The organism is Actinomadura sp. 7K534, assembly GCF_004348575.1.
Lineage (GTDB): Bacteria > Actinomycetota > Actinomycetes > Streptosporangiales > Streptosporangiaceae > Spirillospora > Spirillospora livida.
In genome coordinates this window covers 1-24327 of sequence record NZ_SMKB01000103.1, presented here as the reverse complement: position 1 = coordinate 24327, position 24327 = coordinate 1, and the positions used below count along the sequence as shown (strand labels likewise).

The following is a 24327-nucleotide window of genomic DNA, read 5'->3' as shown; positions in this document are numbered from 1 at the left end:
GCAGGGTCCGCCGCCGCCGCCGTCGATGAAGAAGCCCGAGCCGGCGGCCGCGCGGGACGGTGACGCGCCCGCGCCGCAGCCCAAGCCCGCCCGGCCCGCCGACGAGCCCGGCGGCCCCCTGCCGCAGCAGCAGTCCCGCGGCCCCATCGAGCTGTAACGGCCGGTAACGCCTCGCACGGCCCGCTCGGAAACGTCAGGCGATCTAGCGGTGCGTCCGGCCCTCACCGGCCGGGCGCGCCGCTGCGTCCTAAGATCGCGGGGTGAGCAAGAGGACCCATGCGCGCCGCGGCACCACCCGCCCGATCCGGCTCCTCGGAGACCCGGTCCTGCGCACCGAGTGCGACCCCGTCCGCACGTTCGACACCGCGCTGGAACGCCTCGTCGACGACATGTTCGCCACCATGTACGAGGAGGACGGCGCCGGGGTCGCGGCCAACCAGGTGGGGGTCGGCCTGCGGGTCTTCGTGTACGACTGCGAGGACGACAAGGGCCGCCGGCACGTCGGGCACGTCGTCAACCCCAGGCTGGTGGCCACCGGCGGCGAACTGCTGGTCGAGCCGGAGGGCTGCCTTTCCGTCCCGGGGATGCGGTTCGACACGCCGCGCCACGCGTACGCCGCCGTCGAGGGCGTGGACGTGAAGGGCAGGTCCGTCCGAGTCGAGGGCACCGGCTACTTCGCCCGCTGCCTCCAGCACGAGTGCGGGCATCTGGACGGCGGCCTCTACATCGACGTCCTGTCCGGGGACGTGCGCCGCGAGGCGATGCGGGCCATCCGCGACCTGCGCCGATAGGCGGGACGGCACCGGCTTCACCCCGGGCATGATGGGGACGAACCACTCACCGGATCCTCTGCGGGCTTTCAGGGGACGTTCAGGTTCGGGTGGGAGCCTTCGCGGTGATGTGGAGGGGGACTGTGCCATTGGTTGATCGAACGGCGAACGGCGGCGGCAAGGCCGAGGCGACGCTCCTCGTCGTCGAGGACGAGCCGAACATCCTGGAACTGCTCGCCGGCAGCCTGCGCTTCACCGGGTTCGACGTGGTCACCGCCACCAACGGCGCCGACGCCGTCCAGTCGGCGCGGCGGCACCGGCCGGACCTGATCGTCCTGGACGTGATGCTGCCCGACATAGACGGGTTCGACGTGGCGCGGCGGCTGCGGTCCGGCGGCGACCACACCCCGGTCCTCTTCCTGACCGCCCGGGACGCCGTCCAGGACCGCGTCAAGGGCCTGACGATCGGCGGGGACGACTACGTCACCAAGCCGTTCAGCCTGGAGGAGGTCATCGCCCGCATCCGCGCCGTCCTGCGGCGGTTCCGCGGCGGGGTGGCCGAGCCGACGCCGCGCATGGTGTTCGCCGACGTCGAGCTCGACGAGGACAGCCACGAGGTGTGGCGCGGCGGGCGCGCGATCCAGCTGTCGCCGACCGAGTTCAAGCTGCTGCGGTACTTCATGGCCAACGCGGGCCGCGTCGTGTCGAAGGCGCAGATCCTCGACCACGTCTGGAACTACGACTTCCGCGGCGACGCCGGGATCGTCGAATCGTACGTCTCGGCGCTGCGGCGCAAGGTCGACAACGCCGAGCCGCGGCTCATCCACACGCTGCGCGGTGTGGGCTACGTCCTGCGCGAGCCGACGAGACCGGGCTGATGCCCGCGCGGGTTCCGGCGTCCGGCGCCGGTGCTCCTCCGTCGTCCCCGGCGGAACCCCAGGGCGGCGACAACCGGTCCCAGTGGCCGCGGAACGGGCTCGACCGGCTGTGGGGACGGACGTCGCTGCGCGTCAAGCTGGTCGCGGGGATGCTCGTCATCGCCACCGTCGGGATGACGGTGATGGCCGCGGCGAGCGCGTCGGTGCTGCGGCAGTACCTGGTCGGGCGGGCCGACGACCAGCTGCGCGGTTCCGTCGGCCGGACCATGGCCCAGGTCGCCGAGCACCTGCCCGAGCTGGAGGAGGGGCGGACCCGGTTCACCTACCGGATCCCGAGCGAGGTCTACGGGCAGATCCGCGTCAACGACGGCCGCACGGTCGGGCAGAACCCGGCGTGGAGCGAGTCCGGCCATCCGCGTCTCCCGGACGACCTGTCCGGGCGGCTCGACGAGCCGTTCACCGTCTCCGGGACCGGCGGTTCCGGCTCGTCGTGGCGGATCCTCGCCGAGCCGATCCCGGACGGCGACGGGGCGGTCCTCGTCCTCGCGTTCAGCCTGGAGGAGGTCGACCGGACCGTCCGCCGGCTCGTGGTGATCGACGCGATCGTGGGGCTGCTGGTGCTGGTCGGCCTGGTCGGCCTCGGGGTCTGGGTGGTCCGGGCGAGCCTGCGCCCGCTCGCCGAGATCGAGGAGACCGCGGGCGCGATCGCCGCCGGGGACCTGGCCCGCCGCGTCCCGCAGACCGATCCGCGCACCGAGATGGGGCGGCTCGGCCAGTCGCTGAACGCGATGCTCACGCAGATCGAGACGGCCTTCCGCGCCCGCGCCGAGTCGGAGGCGGCGGCGCGGCGGTCGGAGCGGACGGCGCTGCGCTCGGAGGAGCGGATGCGGCGGTTCGTCGCGGACGCCAGCCACGAGCTGCGCACCCCGCTGACGGCGATCCGCGGGTTCGCCGAGTTCTACCGGCAGGGCGCCGCCCGCAGCCCCGGCGAGCTCGACCGGCTGATCGGCCGGATCGAGCAGACCGCGTCCCGGATGGGCCTCCTCGTGGAGGACCTGCTGCTGCTCGCCCGGCTGGACCGGCAGCGCCCGATCGAGCGGCGCCCGGTGGACCTGCTCGCCGTCGCCGCCGACTCTGTCCAGGAGGCGAGAGTTCTCGCACCCGACCGCACGATCGATCTCACGGTCGAGGGAGGTCTCGCGTACCAGGTGCTCGGGGACGAGCCGCGGCTGCGCCAGGTGCTCGGGAACCTGCTGACCAACGCGATCGTGCACACGCCGGAGGGCTCGGCGGTCGAGGTCCGCCTCAGGCCGGGCACGCTGCGCGACGCCCCGGCGGCGGTCGTCGAGGTCGCCGACGAGGGCCCCGGCCTGTCCCCTGAGCATTCGGAACGCGTCTTCGAGCGGTTCTACCGCGCGGACGAGGCCCGGTCGCGGGAGGGCGGCGGGGCGGGCCTCGGCCTCGCCATCGTCGCCGCGCTCGTCGCGGCCCACGAGGGACTGGTGGAGGCCGACTCCGCCCCGGGCGAGGGCGCCACGTTCCGGGTCGTCCTGCCGCTCGACGAGGACTGACGCCTTACCGACCCCGGTGTCGGCATTCAGGCAACTTTCAGGTAAGTGCGCTTAGGTACCCGTACAGGGCGCGCCCCGGTCTCGACAGGGAACGGGAGTCCGCGCCCTGGCCAGCTTCGACGGCCCCCGCGGCCAGCGGAACCGCGGCTGGGGAGACGGCGCGCCGCACGTCCTCCGGTCACGGGTTCCGGTCGCGGGTTCCGCCGGTGGCGGCTTTCAGGACACTTTCAGGTTCGTTCCAGGCGGGCTACAGCCTGGCGCTGCAGTCTGCAAGGTGATCCGGTACCCCCGGTCTGACCCGGGACGCCGTTCGGCCAGGCTCTGGGGGGAGCGGGCGGACGGACGGCGACACCGGGCCAGGAGGTCCCTTCCGACCGGGCCGGGTGGGGAGGGACCGAGTAAGGGAGAGCGGCCGCGTGGCTACCCTGTGGGTCACGCGGCCGCGTCCTTCCCGTACCCGTTCGTGCTGATCGAGATGGCGGGCCGCCGCCTCGCCTTGGCCAGCATCTGCCGCGTCGAGGCCAGGTAGACGTCCCGCGGGATCGTCCGGACGCGCAGCGGCAGCCGCGGGTACACCACCTGCAGCGCCTTGATCAGGAGCCGGAACCGGAGCTCCCGGCCGGCGTTCCACTTCCACCCGTACTGCTCGCGGATCGGCGCCGGCATCAGCCCCGCGGTGAGCAGCCGGACCGCCGCGAGCCCCGGCGCGCCCAGCGGGCCGCCCGGCAGCTTCGGGTGCAGCACCTGCTCCGCGACGGCGCGGGACGTGTCGTTGACCTCCAGGGTGTGGAGCATGCTCGCGTAGTACTCGCGGAACTCGGTGTACGTCCCCGGCATCCGCTCCTCGGGGCAGCCGAGGATCGTCGCGTAGACCTTGCTCTGCCGGTAGAACTCCTCGAGCTCCGCCCGGCTCAGCGTCCGCCGGAAGAGCAGCTGGTAGAACTGGGCGGCCACGGCGAACAGCGTGGCCGCGACCCATACCTGCAGCTCCGGGTCGTTCGCCTCGTAGTCGGGACCGGTGACGGCCTCGTGCCCCTTCCGGACCAGGGCGCTGAGCGCTTCGGCCTCCTCCCGCGTGCCGAACTGCACGGTGTAGACCCAGCCCATGGTGTTGCGGAGCCTCCGGGACGGGTCGTCCGCCGTGTAGCTGTGGTCGTAGACGCCCTGCCCGACCTTGGGATGGGCGGTCTGCAGCAGCGACGCGGCGCCGCCCGCCGCGATGAGCACCCCCTCGCGGCCGATGACACGGATGAGATCGCCGTCTCGGAACAGTCCTTCGCCTTCGGTCATACGGATCATTGTAAGTAAGTACTTGCAGTTGTCGTCATGCGGGGTGAAACTCGTACGACAAGATCACCTGCGGCCTGCGACAATGGGCGCATGTCCGGCGAAATTCAGGTCAGCGGCTCGGTCTCCATCCCGGAGTCCGAGCTGAACTGGCGCTTCTCCCGTTCCTCGGGGCCGGGCGGGCAGCACGTCAACACCAGCGCGACCGCCGCCGAACTCTCGTTCGACGTCGCGAACTCCCCGTCCCTCCCGGAGCACCTGCGGGCCCGCGCCCTCGACCGCCTCGCCGGCCGGCTGGTCCGCGGCGTGCTGACCGTCCGCGCCGAGGAGTACCGCTCCCAGCTCCGCAACCGCGACGCGGCCCGCACCCGGCTGGCCGCCCTGCTGGCCGACGCGACGGCCCCGCCGCCGAAGAGGCGCATCCCCAAGAAGGTCCCGCGCGGCATCAACGAACGCCGCCTGGAGAACAAGAAGCGCCGCTCCGCCGTCAAGCGCCAGCGCTCCAGCCGCTGGGACTGACCAGCGGCCGGAGCCGGCCGTTCTAGCGGCGGGCGGTGGCGTGCTCCTTCTGGTCCACGGCGGTCTCGTCCAGGGCCTGCCGGAGGTTCTCTCCTTCGATGTCCAGGTTGGGGAGCGCGCGGTCCAGCCAACGGGGCAGCCACCAGGCGGCGCGCCCGAACAGCGACATCACGGCCGGGACGAGCGTCATGCGGACGATGAAGGCGTCGATGAACACGCCGACCGCCAGCGCGAACCCGATGGACTTGATGATCGGGTCGGGGGTGAGGACGAACCCCGCGAACACCGAGCACATGATGAAGGCGGCGGCGGTGACCACGCGGGCGTTCTGGCCGAGCCCGTTGATGGTGGCCCGGCGCGGCGGGTCGCCGTGCACGAAGTCCTCTCGCATCTTGGAGACCAGGAAGACCTCGTAGTCCATGGCCAGGCCGAACAGGATGCCGATCAGGATGATGGGCAGGAAGCTGATCAGCGGGCCCGGTGAGTCGACGCCGACCAGGGACGCCAGGTGCCCCTGCTGGAAGACGGCGGTCGTGAGGCCGAACGTCGCGCCGACCGTCAGCAGGAACCCGGCCGCCGCCTTGACCGGGACGAGGATGGAGCGGAAGACCAGCATCAGCAGCAGGATCGACAGGCCCACCACGAGGAGCAGGTAGACCGGCAGGGCGTCGGCGAGCTTCTCGGAGATGTCGATCCCGAGCGCGGTCGTGCCGGTGAGCGCGATGTGCGCGCCCTCGACCCCGGCGACCTTGTCGCGGATGTCGTGCACGGTCTCCTCGGTGGCCGCGTCGCTCGGTCCGCTCTCGGGGATCACGGCGACCAGCGCGGTCGTGCCCGCCTCGTTGAACCGCGGCGGCGCGACGGTCTGCACACCGTCCACCCCGTTGATCAGCTGGACGGTCCGCTCCGCCGCGGTCTTGGCGGCGCCGGGGTCGTCGCCGGTGACCACGGTGATGAGGCGCCCGTTGAAACCGGGGCCGAACCCCTCGCTGGTCAGGTCGTACGCCTGCCGCTGCGGGGCGTCCTCGGCCGCCGTGCCCGCGTCGGGCAGCGCGAGCCGCATGTCCTGGACGGGCAGGGCCAGCGCGCCCAGGGCGAGCACCCCGGCCAGCAGGACGGGGAGGCGCAAGCGGGTCAGAACGCGTCCCCAGCGGAAGCCGAAGCCCTCCTTGGCGGCGCGCCCGGCCGACCGCTGCTTCCGCGAGAGGATCCGGGTACCGGTGAAGGCCAGCACGGCGGGCAGCAGGGTCAGGGCGACGAGCACCGCGACCGCGACCGTGGCGGCGGCGGCGAGGCCCATGGCGGTCAGGAACGGGATGCCGACGACCGACAGCCCGGCGAGCGCGATGACCACGGTGGCCCCGGCGAACACCACGGCGGACCCGGCGGTGCCGATGGCGCGCCCGGCCGCCTCCCGCGCCTCCAGCCCGTCCAGCAGGTTCTGCCGGTAGCGGGACGTGATGAACAGCGAGTAGTCGATGCCGACGGCCAAGCCCAGCATCAGCGCCAGCATCGGCGTGGCGTTGTTCATGCTGACGACCCCGGTCAGCGCGTACAGCGCGGCCATCCCGACGCCGACGCCGACCAGGGCGTTGACGAGCGTCATCCCGGCCGCCACCAGCGAGCCGAAGGTGATGATCAGCACGATGGCGGCGACGGCGACGCCGATGGCCTCGGTGGCGCTGGCGCCGTGCTGCTCCTGGACGACCTCGCCCCCGGCCTCGACGCGCAGGGCGCCATGGTCGTCCTCGGCGATCTCCACGAAGGCGGCGCGCTGGCTCTCGGTGATGTCGGCGATCTCGCCGTCGAACACGACCTCGACGAGGGCGTACCGGCCGTCGGGCGAGACCGACCCGGCCTGGAAGGGGTCGACGGCCGCGGCCGCGCCGGGCACGGAACCGGCCTGCCGCACGATGGGCGCCACCTGGTCCGGTGTCAGCTTCTGCTTCTCCGGGGCGGCGATCACGACCGTGCCGGTCGCCCCGGTCGCCCCGGGGAACCGCGTCTCCAGGGCGTCCATCGCCCGCTGCGACTCGGTGCCGGGCATGCGGAACTCGTTGGAGGTCGGGCCGCTGAACGCGGCCGCGGCCCCGCCCAGGACGCCGAGCAGGACGAGCCAGACGAGGACGACCAGGCCGCGGCGCCCGAAGCACCATCGGCCCAGCCTGTAGAGCAGGGTCGCCATCGGGGAGCTTTCCTTCCGGGGTCTGTACGGCCGGGATCGAGTGGGGCGGGATCGAGTGCGGCCGGAGGAGCTGTGCGGGAGCGGCGCGGAACGGCCGCGGAGCGCGGCGGGGCGCGGAACGGATCAGGCGGCGGCGCGCCCCAGGGCCCGCAGCGCGCTGCTGATCATCGATTCGCGCAGGATCGCGTCGTCGAACGGCAGGCGCTCGGCCGCCGCGCCGGCCGCGAAGACGCCGCCCAGCGCCACGTGCGCGGCGACCCGGTCGGCGGGCTCGGCGGAGCGGCCCGCCATCGCGTCGACGAACCGGTCGTCGATGCCGTCTAAGTTCTCGATGCCGAGGTCGGGCAGCGAGGTGGCGTCGGCGAGGTTGTCGAACAGGAGCTTCATCTCGCGGCGGAACCGCAGCGTGAGGTCGACGAACCCGGCGACCGCGGCCTCGGCGACGTCCCGGTCGTCCAGCGGGGCCAGCCGGGCGTCCAGCGCCGCCGCCTCCCGGCCGATCGGCAGCAGCAGCTCGGCGAGGATCGCCTCCTTGGTGCTGAAGTGGTACAGCAGGGAGGCTTTCGAGCAGCCGACGTCGGCGGCGATGTCGGCGAGCGAGGTGCCGCGGTAGCCGCGGCGGGCGAACAGCCGGAGGGCCGAGGTCAGGAGCCGTTCCCGCAGACCGGTGGGCGATCGGGCCATGGGACCACGTTAGCTGTCCGAACGGTCAGATCTGACCGTTCGGACAGCCACCGGGGTGTGCGACTCGTCACGTGGGCCAGGCGAACGCCTTGGCCGAGCCCGAGGAGATGCGGGCGGTCTCGGTGCCGTAGTGGATGACCTGGAAGCGAACCCGGTACCCGTTGCCGACGGTGTCCGCGGCGAGGTTGTAGTGGACGAAGGTCGAGCCGTTGCTCGCGACGTACTCGGCGATCGGGCCGGGGTCGGTGTCGCCGCCCGACTCGGCCTGCTCGATCGCGCGGGCCTGCAGCTCGGTGCCGGGGGCGAGCCCGTCGATCCGGACGTTGGCGGTGAGGCCGTAGCGGGCGGGGCCGACGATGAAGGACGGCCCGCCGCGGTCCCAGTGGTGGTGCTCCCGGTCGGAGTACTCCCGTCCCCAGTTGACGGTGACCCACGTGTTCGGGGGGAAATCCTGCGCGGTGTCCATACCGACGGAGACGTACTCCGGCATGTCGTCGTCCTCCTCCTCGATGTCCGCGGGCATCCCGGCCCGCACCCAGGCGTACAGCTCGTCGCCGGGGCAGCTCGTCGCGAAGACGTCGCGGTGCCCGAGCTTGGCCAGGTTGCGGCCCGTCCGGCGGACCGCCTCGTCGTAGAGCCACCGGATGGCGCGCTTCGCCGCGGGGGTGGAGTCGCCGTTGCGGCCGATCATGCAGACGCCGATGCCGGACGTGTTGTGGTCCGGGGCGTGCGCCCCGACGACCAGCCAGCCGCGCCCCTCGTAGATTCGGCCGGTGATGTCGACCAGGAAGTTGTAGCCGACGTCCGCCCAGCCGCGGCCGTCCATGTGGAAGTCCTGGATGCTGCGGATGGACTGGTTCGTGGGGCCTTCGGAGTAGTGCACGATGAACTCGGTCCGCTGGGACCAGCTCACCGTGCTGCGAGATCGGGGTGCCCGGGCGCCCCATTCCGCCCGGCTGATGATGTCCATGGGCCTCCCCCCGGGTGTCGATTCGGTGGACGAGCCTACGGGTGTCCCGTGCTCCGCGCCGTCGGGTGGCGGAAGTCGCTCGTTTTGTGCGCTAAGTCACCCTGTGCGCTACATCACCACGGTGTGCGTGCGCTCGGGCGGCGTCGTGGTCTCCCAGGTGGTGCGCCAGTTCCGCCAGGACGTACTCGGTCGAGCCCCAGCAGGCGGTGCCCATGCCGGCGACGACGAACGTGTTCGCGTACGGGGCGAGGCGGCGATAGAGATCACGAGGGTCCGGAGTGCCCAGGCGGGCGGCGACCAACCCCCATACGGGGATAAGGAAGTCACTTACCCAGTTATCGGGCATCTCATATCCCCAGCGGTCGATCAGCTCGCGGGCCAGGTCGGCGCGGTCCGCCTCGACGGCCGCGAGGACGGCGACCGGCCGCAGCGGGACGAGGTCCGGCTCCCCCGCCGCGGTCACCAGCTCGTCCAGCAGCTCCGGGACGCGGCCCTGCGCGCGGCGGCAGGTGAACGTGGTGACCAGGCGCCGGAAGCGGCCGCCCCAGAGCGCCGAGCCGAACCGCATGTCGTGGGCGAGGAGCTCCTCCGCCTCGTCCCATCGGCCGTCCAGGGTGCTGCGGGCGGTCTGCGCGACGCGGACCATCGACTCCAGCTCCGGGCTGGGGGTGGTCCCCAGCAGGCTCTCGCAGCGTGTCAGCTCGCGGTCCCAGCCGGGCAGGTCCCCGTCGCGCAGCAGGCACGACATCAGGAAGACGCGCGCCATCACCTGGCCGCTGACCGGGAGGCCGGGCAGGTCCGCCAGTTCCTGCGCCGCCGCTCGCCGCACGGCGTTGCGGCCGGGGCGGAAGGCCGCGAGCAGGTAGTTGTTCAAGGTGCGGGCGAGGAGCGGAATGTCGCCGGTCTTCCTCGCCAATTCGACGGCGTCGGCGGCGTGGCGTTCGCCCTCCGCGCTGCGCGGGCCGTAGTGGAGTTCGAGGGCGAGGGCGCCGAGCAGTGCCGCCCTGTCGGCGTCGGGGAGCGGGCCGGCCAGCAGCTCCTCGATGACCGCGACCATCTCGCCGTCGACGACGCCGTACGGGCGCCAGTTCCACAGCGACGGGCCGCCGATGGCGGCGACCGCGGGGACCAGCGCCTCCCGGTCGCCGATCCCCCGTGCGATCCGGACGGCCTCCGCCCAGTCGCGGCGGGCCTCCTCCGGCCGCCCGACGGTGCGGCGCGCCTGCCCCAGCTCGGTGAGGATGCGTGCCCGTTCGGCGTCCGCGCCGGGCGGGAGGACGGACAGCGCCAGCGTCCAGAGGTCGACGGCCTCGGTGTGCGCGAGCTGGCCCGTCGCGTGCCGGGCCGCGCGGGAGGCGTGCTTGACCGCCTTGTCCGCGCCGCCCAGCCTGGCCGCGTGCGCGAAATGGTGCGCGAGCGTCGCCGACTCCGCCTCGGGGAGGACGGGTTCGAGCGCCTCCCCGACGCGGAGGTGCAGCCGGGACCGCTCCAGCCGGCCCAGGCCCGCATACAGCGCCTCCCGGACGAGGGCGTGCGCGAACCGGTACTCGGCACCGGCGGGCGGTTCGACGATGAGGCCGGTCGCGATGGCGGGCTCCATCGCGGACATGACCTGCTCCGGCGTGGTGTCCGTGACCGCTTCCAGCAGGTCGATGCCGACGTCGCGCCCGGCGACCGCCGCGGCCCGCAGCAGCGCACGCGTCTCCTCGGGCAGCCGGGCGACACGGCGTTCGATGACGTCCTGCGCGCCGCTCGGTACGGTCCCCTCGCTGCCGCGCAGCCGGAGGACCTCGCCGAGGTAGAAGGGGTTGCCGCCCGTCCTGGCGAGCAGGGCGTCGGCGAGGCCGGGCTCCTCGCCGACGCCCTTCGCCCGCAGGTAGGACGCCACGTCGTCGGCGGTGAACGGTTCCAGCTCGACGCGTTCGGCCAGCCGCGACAGCGCGGCCAGGGTGTCGCGGAGGGCGCCGGGCTCGTCGCCGGGTTCGGGACGGCAGGTGGCGAGGACGAGCAGCCGGTGCCGGGCGGCCGCGTCCGCAATGAAGGTGAGCAGGCGCAGTGACGACACGTCCGCCCAGTGCAGATCGTCCAGGACGATCACCAGCGGGGTCTCGTCGCTCGTCAGGACGTCCAGAACTTGCTCGTACAGGGCGAACAGGGCGGTATCGGGGTCGTGGCGGGGAGAGAGGGCCTCCATCGAGAGCAGGCCGGACTCGTCCCCGGCTTCCCGGACGATCTGCCGCCACGGCCAGAAGGCGGGGGCGGTGCCGTCCGCGCAACTCCCCCACGCGGTCCGGAAACCGCGGGCCGCGGCCAGTTCGGCGGCCGCCCGGACGAGCCGGGTCTTGCCGATCCCGGCCTCCCCCGTCACCAGGACCACCCCGCCCCGGCCGCGCCGCACCTCGCCGAGGAGCCCTTCGACCAGCGCCAGCTGCGCCGACCGCGCGACCAGGTCGTCGCCGTGCGGTTCCGCCGGGGCGGTCACGGCTGCACTCGACGCCTCCTGCGGTGGAGGGCGGAGGCCCGGCGACTGGCCGAACACAGACCGCTCCAGCTCCTGCAGCTCCGGGCCGGGGCGCAGGCCGAGGTCGTCCGACAGGCGTGTCCTGACGCGGCGCAGCGCCGCCACGGCGTCGGCCTGGCGCCCGGCGCGGTAGAGGGCGAGGACGAGCAGCGACCACGCGCGTTCGCGGTAAGGCCCGTCCTCGACGAGCGCCTCAAGGCCCGGAATCAGGGACGCGGCCTCGCCGATGGCCAGCCTCGCGTCGAACCGGTCCTCCAGGGCGGTCATGCGCACCTGGTGGAGCCGGGTGAGCGCGGGCTGGGCGAACTCCTGGTCGGCGAACTCCCCCAGCGGGTCGCCGCGCCACAGCCCGAGGGCCTCGTCCAGGTGCGCGACGGCCTCCGCGTGCGCCCCGCGGGCGAGGGCGGCGCGGCCCTCGTCCGCCCCGGCCGCGAAGCGCCACAGGTCGATCCGCCCGGGCGGGACGGCGAGCAGGTAGCCGGGCTCGCGGGTGAGCAGGACCGCCGGGGGCGTGCGCGGTGCGCGGCCGGGTTCCAGGGCCTTGCGGAGGTGCGCGATGTACGCCTGCAGGGTCCGGGTGGCGCGGGCGGGCGGCTCACCGGCCCACAGCTCGTCGATCAGCCGGTCCAGCGACACGACGCGGCCGGGTTCCAGCGCCAGCATCGCGATCAGCGCGCGCTGCTTGCGGGGGCCGAGGTCGAGCGCGCGGCCCGTCCCGTCCGCGACCTCCAGGGGGCCGAACAGCCGGAACGACGGTTCCGCCGCCATCCACCCTCCCGAATCGGCTGAGTCCCCAGCTTACGGGCACCCCAACTCGACCACAGCCCGATCCCAGCCGGCGGGGAGCACCGTGGACGCATCGGCAGCGAAGGGGAGAGAACATGAACATCGGGGACGAACTGCGCGGCGTGCTCAGGGGCCGGGTGCTCGCGGCGGGCGACGGCGGGTTCGAGACGGCGCGGCGGCCCTGGAACCTCGCGGTGGACCAGCCCGTCCGCGCCGTGGTCGAGGCGGCCGACGCCGACGACGTGGCGGCCCTCGTCCGGCATGCCCGGCTCGCCGGGCTGACCGTCGCGACCCAGCCGAGCGGCCACGGCGCGAGCGGCAACACCGGCGAGGTGATCCTGCTGCGCACCGCCCGGCTGGACGAGCTGGAGGTCCGCCCGGACGAGCGGACCGCACGGGCCGGTGCCGGCGTCAACTGGGGACGCGTCCTCGCGGAGGCCGGCCCGCACGGCCTGACCGGGCTCGCGGGCAGCAGCCCGGTGGTCACGGTCACCGGCTACACACTGGGCGGCGGGCTGAGCTGGTTCGGCCGCAAGCACGGGTGGGCGTCCGGAAGCGTCCGCGCGTTCGACGTCGTGGACGCGGACGGCGCCCGCTCGCGGGTGACGTCCGGAACCGACCCGGACCTGTTCTGGGCGCTACGCGGCGGTGGCGGCGACTTCGCGATCGTCACCGCCGTCGAGTTCGACCTGCACCCCGCGCCGCGCCTCTACGGCGGCCGGATGCTGTGGCCGGTCGAGCGGGCGGCGGCCGTCCTGGACGCCTACCGCGAGGTCACCGCCGGAGCGCCGGACGAGCTGACCACCTGGTACGAACTCCTGCAGTATCCGGGTGCGGCCCCGATGGCGGCGGTCGACTGCACGTTCCTCGGCGACGGCGGCGCCGCCGAGGTGCTGCTCCGCCCCCTCGACAAGGTCGGCGGCAGGATCTCGGACTCGCGCGCCGCGCTGCCGGTGGCCGAGCTGGGCACGATCACCGCCGAGCCGACCGCCCCCGGGCCGGGGCTGTCCCGCGCGGAACTGCTCACGGGCCTGACCGACGAGGTGGCCGCCGCGCTGCTGGAACGCCCGGTCGACCCGCTGCTCACCGTCCAGCTGCGGCACCTCGGCGGGGCCCTGGCGCGGCCGTCCGGCACTCCCGCCGGGCACTTGGACGAGCCGTTCGCGCTCTACATGTTCGGCGTGCCCGGCGAGGACGGCGGGACGTCCGTCCGGGACCGCGGGCGGGGGCTGGCGGACGCCCTCGTCCCGCACACGACCGGCCGCAAGCCGTTCACGCTCCTCGCTCCGGGCGAGCGCGCGGCGAACGCCTTCACTCCCGGCGTGCTCACCCGGCTGCGCGAGCTGAAGCGCGCTCGCGACCCGCGAGGCGTCTTCCGCAGCAACTTCCCCGTCCTCGGCTGAGACCTCGCCCCGGGACGAGAACCCGTTGACCTGCGGCGTGTTGTCGCCATCGCAAGCCGGATGGCGACAACACGCCGCAGGTCAGCGAAGCGGTCAGCTGAAGTACTCGATGAAGGGGCTCTTCTTGTCGGGCGTGGAGGCGGTGCCGACGCTCACGATGGCCGTGGTACCGGGCCGGGGGTCGGCGTCGGTGGCCTGGACGGTGCCGGAGCGGGCCGGGCCGTTCAGCGTCGTCCAGGACGTGCCGTTGTAGTGCATGTACTGCGACTTGTCCCCGGTGGTGATGGGGAGCATGACGACGCCGTCGCCGCCGTCGGACGACAGCCCGATGCCCGCGGCGTTCAGCGGGGTGTTGATCGTCTTCCAGGACGTGCCGTCGTAGCGCAGGATCGCGTTCGTGATCTGGGCGTTCTGCCGGACGCGCAGCACGTACACGTTCGTCGGCGAGTTCACGACGATCCGGTGCAGCGTGCCCTGGTAGGCGGGGACGCCCATGTTGCCCGGGACGTCGATCCGCTTCCAGGACGTCCCGTTCCAGTGCATGACCAGCCCGGTCACGGAGGTCCCGGCGGACGACGTGGTGCCGGCCAGCCACACGTCGTTCTTGGAGCGGACGTCCACGGCCGTGATCGAGGACGACGGGGGCAGCGGGACCTGGGGGTCGACCCAGCCGCTGCCGGTCCAGCGGAGGATGGCGCTGGGGCCGCCGGCGGCGGCGTCGATGCCGGCGATGGAGTAGGCGGTGCCGTCGGAAGCGGCGGAGACGGCGGTCGGGAAGCCCACCAGGGGGTAGGCCACCTGGTTCCACTTGGTGCCGTTCCAGTGCAGGCTCGTGGTGCCGAAGAGGCTGTAGCCGATGATCCACGCCTTGTCGGCGCCGGCGACGGCGACGTCGGTCGGCGTGAACGCGGCCGGGCTCGTGTCCGCGACCCAGGACGAGCCGTTCCAGCGCGCGATCTTGGCCTGCGGGCCGAAGAGGTTGCCGGCGGCGCCGACGGCCCATCCGGCGTTCTTGGCTCCGAAGTCGACCCGGTCGAGGGAGCCGTTGTAGTTCAGCGCCGCACCCGGGATGTCCTTCCAGGCGGCGGCGTGCGCAGGGGCGGCCACGGCGACCGTCCCGGCGGCGCAGGCCAGGGCGGTGGCGACCACCAGCACCGCGTTCCTCTTCATATGTCCACTCCCAAGATCACTGCAGGTGGGGCAAAAGAGTACGGCAATACTTACTGTGAAGTAAGTGGAACCGTCCACCCGGCCAGAACAGGACGCACCAGACACTTGCGTCACATACGCCAGGACGCCCGGAACCATACGGTTCCGGGCGTCCCGGGGGTGGTGGGCGCGTCGCGGGCCGGTGACCCGCTACTCGCCCTTCCAGTTCGGCTTGCGCTTCTCGGCGAACGCCGCCGGGCCCTCCTGGGCGTCCTTCGACGTGAACACCGGCAGCGTGATCTCCTGCTGCTTCTGCCACGCCTCGTCCGACGTCCAGTCGGCCGACTCGACGATGACCCGCTTGGTCGCCGCGAGCGCCAGCGGGGCGTTCTCGGCGACCTTCAGCGCCAGCTCCTTGGCGGCCGCGAGCGCGCCGCCCGAGTCGGTGAGCCGGTTGACGAAGCCGAGCTCGGCCATCCGCTCCGCGGAGTACTTGTCGCCGGTCAGGGCGATCTCCATGGCGATGTGGTACGGGATGCGCTGCGGCAGCCGCAGCAGCCCGCCGGCGCCCGCGACCAGGCCGCGCTTCGGCTCGGGCAGCCCGAACTGGGCGTCCCGCGCGGCGACGACCATGTCGCAGGCCAGCGCCACCTCGCAGCCGCCGGCGAGCGCGTAGCCCTCGACGGCGGCGATCATCGGCTTCGCCGGCGGCTGCTGGGTCAGGCCGGCGAACCCGCGCCCCTCGACGATGGGGTTGTCGCCGGTGAGGAAGCCCTTGAGGTCCATGCCGGAGCAGAACGTCCCGCCGGCGCCGGTGAGGATGCCGATGGACAGGTCCTTGCGGGACTCCAGCTCCTCGGCGGCCGCGGCGATGCCCCGCGCCACGTCGCCGTTGACGGCGTTGCGGGCCTCGGGGCGGTTGATGGTGATGACGAGGACGGCGCCGTCCTCTTCGGTCAGAACCGCGTCGGTCATTCAGTGCCTCACTTCGGCTGGAAGCGGATACCGCCGTCGAAGCGGATGGTCTCGCCGTTCATGTAGTCGTTCTCGATCAGGGACTTGACGAGGTGCGCGAACTCCGACGCCTTGCCCATCCGCTTCGGGAACGGGACGGGCGCGGCGAGCTTGGCCTTGAACGCGTCCGCGGCCTCGCCCTCGCCGTAGATCGGGGTGTCGATGATGCCCGGGCAGATGGTGTTGACCCGGACGCCGATGGCGGCGAGGTCGCGGGCGGCCGGCAGCGTCATGCCGATGATGCCGCCCTTGGACGCGGAGTAGGCGAGCTGCCCGGTCTGCCCCTCGATGCCGGCGATGGACGCGGTGTTGATCACCACGCCGCGGGCGCCGTCGGCGTCGGCGGGCTCGGTCTTGGAGATGGCGGCGGCGCCGATCCGCATCAGGTTGAAGGTGCCGATCAGGTTGATCCGGATGACGGTCTCGTAGGAGCCGAGGTCGTGCGGGGTGCCGTCGCGGTTCACGGTCCGCGACGCCCAGCCGATGCCGGCGCTGTTGACGATCACCCGCAGCGGGTTGCCGGTGTCGACGGCGGCCTGGACGGCTGCCTGCACCTGCGCCTCGTCCGACACGTCCGTCTTCACGAAGACGCCGCCGACCTCGTCGGCGAGGGCCTTGCCCTTGTCCTCGTTCAGGTCGGCGATGACCACCTTGGCGCCTTCGGCGGCCAGCGTGCGCACGGTGGCCTCACCGAGGCCGCTCGCACCACCGGATACGACGGCGGAAACTCCGTTCAGGTCCATAAGCAGCACCTTACGTCAGGGACCGAATGTGGTTCGGGATGATGTTACCCAGAAGTCACCACGCGCTCCGCTAACACCCCTGAGGATTACGGAGGCAAGGCTCACCCACTGGTCACAATAGGGGGACGTTTGCCCCCGCCCGCGCCGGGCACCCGCGTTCCATGAGCCAAGCGATCCGGGACGCGGCACCCTCACGGGAGGCGAGGTCATGAGCGAGCGACCGGCACAGAGCCAGCCATACCCCGGGCGGACCGGGGACATGGCCCCCGAACCCCGCGACGAGATGCGCGACTACACCGGGAGCGGGCTGCTGGAAGGGCGCCGCGCCCTCATCACCGGCGGCGACTCCGGCATCGGGCGCGCCACCGCGGTCGCGTTCGCCAAGGAGGGCGCCGACGTCGCCATCACGTACCTGGAGGAGGACGAGGACGCCCGGCACACCGCCGGCCTTGTCGAGGCCGCCGGGCGGCGCTGCTTCACCTTCGGCGGCGACCTGGGCGAGGAGCGGCACAGCCGCGAGGTGGTCGAGCACGCCGTCCGGGACCTAGGCGGGCTCGACGTGCTCGTCCTGCACCACGGGACGCAGACCCCGGTCAAGGACGTCCGCGAGATCGACGACGCGCAGCTCCGCCGGACGTTCGACGTGAACGTCTTCTCGCTGTTCTGGACCGTCCAGCAGGCCCTGGACCATATGGGGCCGGGGTCGTCCATCATCATCACCGGGTCCATCAACGGCCTGCGCGGCAACAAGACGCTTATCGACTACTCCGCCAGCAAGGCCGCGGCGATGACCCTCGCGGCGTGCCTCGCCCAGAGCCTCATGGAGCGCGAGATCCGCGTCAACTGCGTCGCCCCCGGCCCGGTCTGGACGCCGCTCATCCCGGCCACGTTCGACGCGGAACGCGTCGAGGGCTTCGGGCAGCAGGCGCCGATGGGCCGCGCCGCCGACCCCGACGAGATTGCCCCGTCCTACGTGTTCTTCGCCTCCAACCGCCAGTCGTCCTACTACACAGGGCAGACGCTCGTGCCCGCCGGCGGGGAGATCCACCCGGGATGACGGAACTGAGTCGCAGCGACCCGGGCGAGCCCGGCTTCGGGCGGCGGAAATGCGGCAAGGGCTTCATGTACCTCGGGCTGGACGGCCGCCCCCTGGACGACCCCGCCGAGAAGGAACGCATCCGGTCGCTCGTCATCCCGCCCGCTTGGACGGACGTATGGATCTGCCCAGACGCGGACGGCCACATCCAGGCGATCGGCACCGACGCAGCCGGACGGCGTCAGTACCTCTACCACGAGGCATGGCGGGAACAGCGCGACCAAGAGAAACACGAGCACGTCCTAGAGCTGGCCGACCGGCTGCCCAAGGTCCGTGACACGCTCGCCGAGTATCTCGCCGGACGGGGCTACGGCCGTGAACGCGTCCTCGCCGCCGCCGTCCGCCTCATCGACCTCGGGTTCTTCCGGATCGGCGGGGAGGCGTACGCCGCCGAGAACGGCACGTTCGGGCTGGCCACCGTCCTGCGGGAGCACGTCGTCTGCCGGCGCGGCGAGGTCACCTTCGAGTATCCCGCCAAGAACTCGAAGGACCTGTACCGGTCGGTGGCGGAAGAGGACGTCTGCAAGGTCGTCAGCGGGCTCAAACGGCGCCGCGACGGCTCCCCCGAGCTGCTCGCCTACCGCGTGCCGGGCGGCTGGCACGACGTCACGACCAGCGACATCAACGCGTTCATCAGGGAGGTGACCGGCGGCGAGTTCACCGCCAAGGACTTCCGCACCTGGCACGCCACCGTCCTCGCGGCGGTCGGCCTCGCCGTGTCGGTCCGCGCGGGCGACAGCGACACCGCCCGCAAGCGCGCCGTCGTCCGCGTGGTCAAGGAGGTCGCCGCCTACCTCGGCAACACCCCGGCCGTGGCGCGGGCCTCCTACATCGACCCCCGCATCATCGACCTGTACGAGGACGGCCAGACGATCGCGCCCGCCCTGGGCAAGCTGGGCGTGGACGCGGCGGAAGGCGAACTCGCCACGCAGGGACCGGTCGAACAGGCCGTCCTGGACCTGCTCCGCGCCGCGGACTGACGCGTCCCTCGTGGGCTCTGGTGGTTTGTAAGGGTCAGCGCGGGACGGCGTATTCGGCGGGCGGGGTCGGGGTCGTGCCGAAGCAGGTGGCGATGGGGTCTTCGATCGAGCACCAGCCGGGCCTGCGCACCGGGACGTAGCCGGACGGCACGCCATTGTTCGCGATGATCGAGCGGTAGGCGGGGACGCCGTCGGTCGGACGGCGGGTCAGGGACGGGTCGGTCAGCACGTCCACTGTGTAGAGGCCGAAGCGCGCGCGGTAACTGCCCCACTCGTAGTTGTCGGTGAGGCTCCAGTGGTTGTAGCCCATCATTTTCACGCCTTCGGCCATCGCGCGCTGGATCCAGTACATGTGGTCACGTAGATGGTCTGTGCGCGTGTAGCCGTCCGGGCGCGGTTTGCCGTCATCGGTCGGCATGCCGTGCTCGACGATGTAAACCGGCAGGTGGGGCAGCCTTCGCTGGTAATTCTTGAGGACGTAGTACAGGCCCTCAGGTTCCGGGTCGATTCTCCAGAACTCCCCGGTCAGGGAATGGACGGCGGTGAGGTTCTCCAGGTTCGCGCCGTAGTAGTAGTCGATCCCGATGAAGTCGAGCTTGTCGGTGACGTCGTTGAACAGCGCGGCGTCGAATAGGCCGTTGAGGGCCGAGCCGTACGCGACGTTGCTCGACACCATCGCGCCTGGGTCGACCCTGTGAATCATGTCGTAGGCGGCGCGGTGCGTCTTGATGAGGGCGTCGCGCATCGTCAGCATCTGCCCGAGGTCCAGCGGGCGGAACCTCAGCTCCCTGTAGATGTAGGAGCTGGCCTCGTTGAAGGTGATCCAGATGACGTCCTGGTCCTTGTAGCGGTTGACGACGAACTGGGCGTTGCGCAGCCAGTCCTGCTGCGTGCGCGGGTTGGTCCAGGCGCCCTGGTCGGCCACCCAGCCGGGATACACCCAGTGGTCAAGGGTGAGCATGGGCCGCATTCCCTTGGCCCTGATCTGGCGGATGAGGTCGTCGTAGTAGGCGATCGCGTCCGGGTCGCGGTAGCCGCGGCGGGGCTCGATCCGGGACCACTCGATGGACGTGCGGAAGACGTCCACGCCCAGACCCTTGGCCAGGTTCAGGTCGCTGGGGTAGCGGTTCCGGAAGTCGACGGAATCGCCGTACGGGTGCTCCACCGCGTTCGGGTTCGCCGCGTACCTCGTCCAGTTGCTGTCCGGGAAGGACCCTTCGCTCTGGAATCCGGACATGGAGACGCCCCAGAGGAAGCCGGGCGGGAACTTGGCCGTCGTGGGCCTGCGTTCCGCGGCGGCCGGGGACACGGCGGTCAGCACCAGCGCGACCGAGAGCGCGAGCGCCGAGACGGCGTGGACGGGACGTACTCTGCCGAGCCTGCCGAACACGGGGCTCCCTCCGGAGACCGGACATGAATCTCCTTCGGACTACAGGGGGCGCGGGCGGTCCCGTCAACCCTCCGCGCTGGCCGAATCCGGCAACTCGTCCCGCCTCATCGGCTCGGCCGGACGGCGCGCCGCCCGGCCGCGCATCGCCGCGTGCCGACCGGATGACCCTTTGTGCTTTTTATGCATTTTGTGATTTACGCCATACCACGGGCGTGAGTTATCCACAGATGCGGGTTCTCCTTCGGCGGCCTTGATGGCGCCGTGATCATGGCTGCGTGACCCGGTTCACAGATCACGAATCGGACTCGGAATCGGCGCAGGCCAAGGCGGGGGCGCCCCTCCCCGCCGCAATGTCCGGCGCCCCGGAAATGGTGCGGGTGATTTGCCTTGTTCGCCGGTATCTGTCTACGTTCTCGCTTGGTTCATGCGGCCCGGAAGGCCGCCCGGATAACAGAACACGCACTCCGACGAGCGGCAGCGGCGCGCCCGGCCAGTTGCGAACGGCCGGCGCCGACCCCCGAGGTCGCCCCCCTGGGCCCCGCCGTGCAAGCCGCCGTCGGACGCCGAGTCCGCGCCGCCGAGAGGCGCGGAGCCGGAAGCGGCCGTGTCTCCTCTGCGTCCCCGTTCACGACGTTGCGGAGCCGCGCGGCCGCGGCATCCCGAATCCCCCAGCGACACCCGGTGGACGACGGCTGCCCGGCAGGCATCGACCGCGAACTCTGGAGTCATTCTGCATACCCCTCGAATCTCCCCGAAGACCGGAATCACCACGGCCGGCCTGGTCGTCACCAGCACGCTGGGGGTGTCCCTTCTCGCCGCCGGACCCGCGGAGGCGGCGGTGGTCCCCCAGCAGGCCACGCCGGCGAACGCCCCGGCCGCGAAGGCCGCTGCGTCCCGCTCCGCGAAGCAGAAGAAGCGCGCGGCCTACGCCGTGAAGTACGCCTCCAAGCAGATCGGCGACCCGTACCGCTACGGCGGGACGGGCCCGGGCTCGTGGGACTGCTCCGGCCTGGCCGGCGGCGCCTGGCGCAAGGCCGGGGTGAAGCTTCCCCGCACCAGCCAGCAGATCTACCGTGCGGTCAAGAAGAAGGTCTCCTGGAAGGGAGCCGTCAAGGGCGACCTGCTGTTCTTCTACAGCGGCCGGACCCACGTGGGCGTCTATGCCGGCCACGGCTACATGATCCACGCGCCCAACTCGCGGTCCAAGGTCAAGAAGATCAAGCTGAACTCCTACTACAAGCGCAACTTCAACGGCGGAGTCCGCCCGGGTCTCTGACCCGGCCTCTGACCCGGACGTCCACCCACCAGGGGCCCCGCGCCACCCCCACGCGGGGCTCCTCCCCTTCCTCAGGCCGGCCCTTCCCCGTCGCCGAGACCCACCTCGATGCGGCAAGTGACGAGCCCCGGGCCGTCCGCCACTCGCGCCGCCGCCCCAGCCTGACGCGCAGCGGCCCTGCTCCGCCTACGTGCCGGGATGGGTCAGCCGAGAGCCGGGTAGTCGGTGTAGCCGCGGTGGTCGCCGCCATAGAACGTCTTCTGGTCGGCCTCGTTGTACGGGCCGCCGGCCTTGATGCGGGCGGGCAGGTCAGGGTTGGCCAGCCACAGCTCGGCGAAGGCGACCGCGTCCGCCACCCCGTCCCGCAGCGCCTCGGCGCCGTACTCCGGCTTCGCGGGGAACGACTCCGGCGTGGGGTGCGGGTTGAGGATCAGCGGCCCCGGCCACCCGGCGCGGATCCGCCCGGTCGTCGCGCGGTCCCCCAGCTCCATGACGTGCAGGTATGCGAGACCGTACGGCGCGAGCGCCGCGACCAGCTCCGCGTACAGGACGGGCGTGTCGCTCTCACTGACCCCGTTGGCGTTGCCGCCCGGCGACACGCGGAAACCCACGCGGTCCCCGCCGATCGCGTCGGACACCGCCTGGGCGACCTCGACGGCGAACCTGATGCGGTTCTCGACGGATCCGCCGTAGGCGTCGGTCCGCGTGTTGCTGCCGTCGGCGAGGAACTGCTGGATCAGGTAGCCGTTCGCGCCGTGCAGCTCCACCCCGTCGAACCCGGCCTCGATCGCGTTGGCCGCCGCCTTGGCGAACTCCTCGACGGCCTGGGCGATGTCGTCCGGCGTCATCTCCCGAGGCACGGGGTGGTCGAGCATGCCGTCCGGCGTGAAGAGCCGCTCGCCGGACGCGATCGGGGACGGCCCGACCGGCAGCCCTCCGTCCGGGTACAGGACGGGGTGGCCGACGCGCCCCGCATGCATCAGCTGGGCGAATATCCGCCCGCCCTCGGCGTGCACGGCGTCGGTCACCGTGCGCCACGCCGCCACCTGCTCGCCGGAGTGCAGGCCCGGCGTCAGGATGTACCCCTGGCCGCGGACGCTCGGCTGCGTCCCCTCGGTGACGATCAGCCCGGCGCCGGCGCGCTGCCGGTAGTACTCGGCGGTCAGCTCCGTCACGGTGCCGTCCCCGGTGGCCCTGCTCCGGGTCATCGGCGCCATCACGAGTCGGTTGGACAGCTCCAGCTTGCCCGCCGACAGCGGCTCGAACAGTTCCTGCATGAGACCCTCCTGGTGCGTTCTTACTGGTCAGGAACCTACGAGCCGCCGACTACGGGGCGAATCCGTATGACTTCGGTACTTCTCCCCGTACTTTGGATGCGTGCTCTACGGGCGGAACGACGAACAGGCGCGCATCTCCTCGCTGCTCGCGGCGGCACGCGACCGCGGGCGCAGCGGCGCGCTCCTCCTGCGGGGGGAGGCCGGGATCGGCAAGTCGGCGCTGCTTGCCGAGGCGGCGGCGCTCCTCCCGGCGGACGGCCCGCCGCACGTCCTGCGGGTGACCGGTGTCGAGGCGGAGTCCGGCATCGCCTACGCGGGCCTCACCCAGCTGCTCTGGCCCGTCCGGGACCGGCTCGAGGCCCTCCCGGCACCGCAGGCCGCCGCGCTGCGCTCCGCCCTCGGCGGCCCCGGCCCCGCGTCCACCGACCCCGCGTCCACCGGTCCCGCGTCCACCGGAGCCGGGTCCACCGGAGCCGGGTCCACCGGAGCCGGGTCCACCGGAGCCGGGACCGCCGGAGCCGGGCGGGACCGCTTCACCACCGGCCTGGCCGTCCTGACGCTGCTCGCCGACCTGCCCGCCGGGGACGGCCCGGCCCTGGTCCTGGTCGACGACGCGCAGTGGCTCGACACCGCGACCGCCGACGCGCTGCTGTTCGCGGCGCGGCGGCTGGCCGTCGAAGGGGTGGTGATGCTGTTCGCCGCCCGGGACGACGCGTTCACCGGCACGGGCCTGCCCGAGCTGCGCCTCGACAGGCTCGGGCGCGGCGACGCGGAGCGGCTCCTCGCGGCGCGCGAGCTGCCGCCCACCGTCCGCGGCCGGGTCATCCGGGAGGCCGCCGGCAACCCGCTCGCCCTCCAGGAACTCGGCGCCGTAGGGACGGGCACCGCGCACGGCTCCGACCCGCTGCCGGTCGCGGACCGCGTCCTCGCCTCGTTCCGCATGCAGATCGGGCGCCTCCCGGAGAGCACCCGGCTGATGCTGCTGATCGCGGCGGCGGAGGGCCGCGGGCACATGCCCACGATGCTGAACGCGGGACGGAGCATGGGCGTCGGCCTCGACGACCTCCAGGAGGCCGAACGCGTCCGGCTGGTCAACGTCACCGGGCGCAGCATCGCGTTCCGCCACCCGCTGATCAGGGCGGCGTCCTACCACGGCGCCGTCACCGCGCAGCGCGTCGCCGTCCACCGGGCACTCGCGGACACCGCCACCGACCCGGACTGCCGCGCCCGGCACCGCGCGTCCGCCGCCATGGCCCCGGACGAGGACGTCGCCGCCGACGTCGAGGACGCGGCGGAGCGCGCCCGCGCCCACAAGGGCTACGCGACCGCGGCGGCGCTCTACCGCCAGGCCGCCGACCTGACGCCCGCACCGGGCGCACGCGCGGCCCGCCTCGGCACCGCCGCGTCCCTGGTCCTGCAAGCGGGGCGGCTCGACGAGGCGGAAGACCTCGCCGTCCAGGCCGAGAAGCTCACCACCGCCCCCGCCGAGCTGGCGCGGCTCGCCCGCGTCCACGCCACCGTCGAGTACGAGCGCGGCGACCCGCGCGCCGCGTCCCGCATGATGGTCGACCACGCCGCCGAGGCGGCCCCCGCCGAGCGCGTCGCGATGCTGCACACCGGCGCGGTGTACGGCTGGACGTCCGGTGAGCTGCCCGCCGTACTGCGGGCCGCCGAACTGCTCCCCGAGGACCGCACGATCCGCGGCCTCGCCCTCCTGGCCAACGACGACCACCCCCACGGCATCCCCGTCCTGAACGACCTCGTCACCGAAACCCGCGAGGCCGCTTCCAGCGGTCACGGTGCCGGGCGGGGGGTCGGCGTGGGGGAC

19 protein-coding genes are annotated in these 24327 nt (G+C 72.5%); 9 read left to right on the top strand and 10 right to left on the bottom strand.

Going from position 1 to position 24327, the window contains the following annotated elements; genetic code table 11:
* Positions 1-260: 260 nt before the first annotated feature.
* The 3 genes from def to E1266_RS20505 all read left to right on the top strand — a co-directional run bounded on the left by def (position 261) and on the right by E1266_RS20505 (position 3219).
* Positions 261-791 (top strand): peptide deformylase, encoded by a 531-nt coding sequence (gene def, locus E1266_RS20515; protein ID WP_132049312.1) that lies wholly within the window; start codon positions 261-263, stop codon positions 789-791.
* Between the two features lie 122 nt (positions 792-913).
* Entirely contained in the window at positions 914-1648 is a 735-nt protein-coding gene (locus E1266_RS20510) for a response regulator transcription factor (protein WP_243713101.1), read from the top strand.
* On the top strand, positions 1648-3219 hold the full coding sequence (locus E1266_RS20505; protein ID WP_132049308.1) for a HAMP domain-containing sensor histidine kinase: 1572 nt from the start codon (positions 1648-1650) through the stop codon (positions 3217-3219). Before E1266_RS20510 ends, E1266_RS20505 begins: the two co-directional genes overlap by 1 nt.
* A gap of 432 nt (positions 3220-3651) precedes the next feature.
* On the opposite strand, the gene E1266_RS20500 is transcribed toward E1266_RS20505, so the two are convergent.
* On the bottom strand, positions 3652-4509 hold the full coding sequence (locus E1266_RS20500) for an oxygenase MpaB family protein (RefSeq protein WP_132049306.1): 858 nt from the start codon (positions 4507-4509) through the stop codon (positions 3652-3654).
* A 90-nt stretch (positions 4510-4599) separates the two neighbouring features.
* On the opposite strand from E1266_RS20500, the gene arfB reads away from it, so the two are divergent.
* Positions 4600-5025, top strand: coding sequence for an alternative ribosome rescue aminoacyl-tRNA hydrolase ArfB (gene arfB / locus E1266_RS20495; protein WP_132049304.1), 426 nt, complete (start codon positions 4600-4602; stop codon positions 5023-5025).
* 22 nt (positions 5026-5047) lie between these two features.
* Here the strand turns inward: arfB and E1266_RS20490 are convergent, their stop codons facing one another.
* From E1266_RS20490 to E1266_RS20475, 4 genes are all read right to left on the bottom strand, one after another.
* Positions 5048-7210 carry an MMPL family transporter gene (locus E1266_RS20490; protein ID WP_132049302.1) on the bottom strand — a complete coding sequence of 721 codons (2163 nt, stop codon included), beginning with the start codon at positions 7208-7210 and terminating at the stop codon, positions 5048-5050.
* A gap of 123 nt (positions 7211-7333) precedes the next feature.
* A complete protein-coding gene (locus E1266_RS20485; protein WP_132049300.1) occupies positions 7334-7894 on the bottom strand; it encodes a TetR/AcrR family transcriptional regulator in 561 nt (186 codons plus the stop codon).
* Positions 7895-7961: 67 nt separating this feature from the next.
* Positions 7962-8864 carry an N-acetylmuramoyl-L-alanine amidase gene (locus E1266_RS40035; protein ID WP_132049298.1) on the bottom strand — a complete coding sequence of 301 codons (903 nt, stop codon included), beginning with the start codon at positions 8862-8864 and terminating at the stop codon, positions 7962-7964.
* Between the two features lie 91 nt (positions 8865-8955).
* Entirely contained in the window at positions 8956-12153 is a 3198-nt protein-coding gene (locus E1266_RS20475; protein WP_132049296.1) for an AfsR/SARP family transcriptional regulator, read from the bottom strand.
* A 113-nt stretch (positions 12154-12266) separates the two neighbouring features.
* Here E1266_RS20475 and E1266_RS20470 point away from each other — a divergent pair, with 113 nt between their 5' ends.
* On the top strand, positions 12267-13574 hold the full coding sequence (locus tag E1266_RS20470; protein ID WP_132049295.1) for an FAD-binding oxidoreductase: 1308 nt from the start codon (positions 12267-12269) through the stop codon (positions 13572-13574).
* Between the two features lie 93 nt (positions 13575-13667).
* Here the strand turns inward: E1266_RS20470 and E1266_RS38105 are convergent, their stop codons facing one another.
* The 3 genes from E1266_RS38105 to E1266_RS20455 form a co-directional block, all read right to left on the bottom strand.
* Entirely contained in the window at positions 13668-14744 is a 1077-nt protein-coding gene (locus E1266_RS38105) for a hypothetical protein (RefSeq protein WP_165966144.1), read from the bottom strand.
* A 189-nt stretch (positions 14745-14933) separates the two neighbouring features.
* Complete coding sequence (locus E1266_RS20460) at positions 14934-15698, bottom strand: crotonase/enoyl-CoA hydratase family protein (RefSeq protein WP_132049293.1); 765 nt, start codon at positions 15696-15698, stop codon at positions 14934-14936.
* Between the two features lie 8 nt (positions 15699-15706).
* Positions 15707-16480, bottom strand: coding sequence for an SDR family NAD(P)-dependent oxidoreductase (locus E1266_RS20455; RefSeq protein WP_131983805.1), 774 nt, complete (start codon positions 16478-16480; stop codon positions 15707-15709).
* 208 nt (positions 16481-16688) lie between these two features.
* Between E1266_RS20455 and E1266_RS20450 the strand changes: the two genes are divergently transcribed.
* Together E1266_RS20450 and E1266_RS20445 are read left to right on the top strand one after the other, a co-directional pair.
* Positions 16689-17537: an SDR family oxidoreductase gene (locus E1266_RS20450; protein WP_132049291.1), complete on the top strand. Its 849-nt coding sequence runs from the start codon at positions 16689-16691 to the stop codon at positions 17535-17537.
* Complete coding sequence (locus E1266_RS20445; RefSeq protein ID WP_132049289.1) at positions 17534-18556, top strand: DNA topoisomerase IB; 1023 nt, start codon at positions 17534-17536, stop codon at positions 18554-18556. The genes E1266_RS20450 and E1266_RS20445 overlap by 4 nt, the downstream gene beginning before the upstream one ends.
* A gap of 34 nt (positions 18557-18590) precedes the next feature.
* Here E1266_RS20445 and E1266_RS20440 read toward each other — a convergent pair whose 3' ends face one another.
* A complete protein-coding gene (locus E1266_RS20440; RefSeq protein WP_132049287.1) occupies positions 18591-19946 on the bottom strand; it encodes a family 1 glycosylhydrolase in 1356 nt (451 codons plus the stop codon).
* 838 nt (positions 19947-20784) lie between these two features.
* Between E1266_RS20440 and E1266_RS20435 the strand changes: the two genes are divergently transcribed.
* Positions 20785-21222 carry a C40 family peptidase gene (locus E1266_RS20435; protein WP_243718645.1) on the top strand — a complete coding sequence of 146 codons (438 nt, stop codon included), beginning with the start codon at positions 20785-20787 and terminating at the stop codon, positions 21220-21222.
* Positions 21223-21425: 203 nt separating this feature from the next.
* Here E1266_RS20435 and E1266_RS20430 read toward each other — a convergent pair whose 3' ends face one another.
* Entirely contained in the window at positions 21426-22499 is a 1074-nt protein-coding gene (locus tag E1266_RS20430) for an alkene reductase (protein ID WP_132049285.1), read from the bottom strand.
* Positions 22500-22599: 100 nt separating this feature from the next.
* Here E1266_RS20430 and E1266_RS38850 point away from each other — a divergent pair.
* On the top strand, positions 22600-24327 hold a 1728-nt coding region (locus E1266_RS38850), incomplete at its 3' end, for an AAA family ATPase (RefSeq protein WP_207945784.1).

Bases quoted from the DNA above. Each gene is read 5' to 3' on its own strand.
- E1266_RS20505 (WP_132049308.1), top strand. From the start codon at position 1,648: ATGCCCGCGCGGGTTCCGGCGTCCGGCGCCGGTGCTCCTCCGTCGTCC.
- E1266_RS20500 (WP_132049306.1), bottom strand. From the start codon at position 4,509: ATGACCGAAGGCGAAGGACTGTTCCGAGACGGCGATCTCATCCGTGTC.
- arfB (WP_132049304.1), top strand. From the start codon at position 4,600: ATGTCCGGCGAAATTCAGGTCAGCGGCTCGGTCTCCATCCCGGAGTCC.
- E1266_RS20490 (WP_132049302.1), bottom strand. From the start codon at position 7,210: ATGGCGACCCTGCTCTACAGGCTGGGCCGATGGTGCTTCGGGCGCCGC.
- E1266_RS20485 (WP_132049300.1), bottom strand. From the start codon at position 7,894: ATGGCCCGATCGCCCACCGGTCTGCGGGAACGGCTCCTGACCTCGGCC.
- E1266_RS40035 (WP_132049298.1), bottom strand. From the start codon at position 8,864: ATGGACATCATCAGCCGGGCGGAATGGGGCGCCCGGGCACCCCGATCT.
- E1266_RS20475 (WP_132049296.1), bottom strand. From the start codon at position 12,153: ATGGCGGCGGAACCGTCGTTCCGGCTGTTCGGCCCCCTGGAGGTCGCG.
- E1266_RS20470 (WP_132049295.1), top strand. From the start codon at position 12,267: ATGAACATCGGGGACGAACTGCGCGGCGTGCTCAGGGGCCGGGTGCTC.
- E1266_RS38105 (WP_165966144.1), bottom strand. From the start codon at position 14,744: ATGAAGAGGAACGCGGTGCTGGTGGTCGCCACCGCCCTGGCCTGCGCC.
- E1266_RS20460 (WP_132049293.1), bottom strand. From the start codon at position 15,698: ATGACCGACGCGGTTCTGACCGAAGAGGACGGCGCCGTCCTCGTCATC.
- E1266_RS20455 (WP_131983805.1), bottom strand. From the start codon at position 16,480: ATGGACCTGAACGGAGTTTCCGCCGTCGTATCCGGTGGTGCGAGCGGC.
- E1266_RS20450 (WP_132049291.1), top strand. From the start codon at position 16,689: ATGAGCGAGCGACCGGCACAGAGCCAGCCATACCCCGGGCGGACCGGG.
- E1266_RS20445 (WP_132049289.1), top strand. From the start codon at position 17,534: ATGACGGAACTGAGTCGCAGCGACCCGGGCGAGCCCGGCTTCGGGCGG.
- E1266_RS20430 (WP_132049285.1), bottom strand. From the start codon at position 22,499: ATGCAGGAACTGTTCGAGCCGCTGTCGGCGGGCAAGCTGGAGCTGTCC.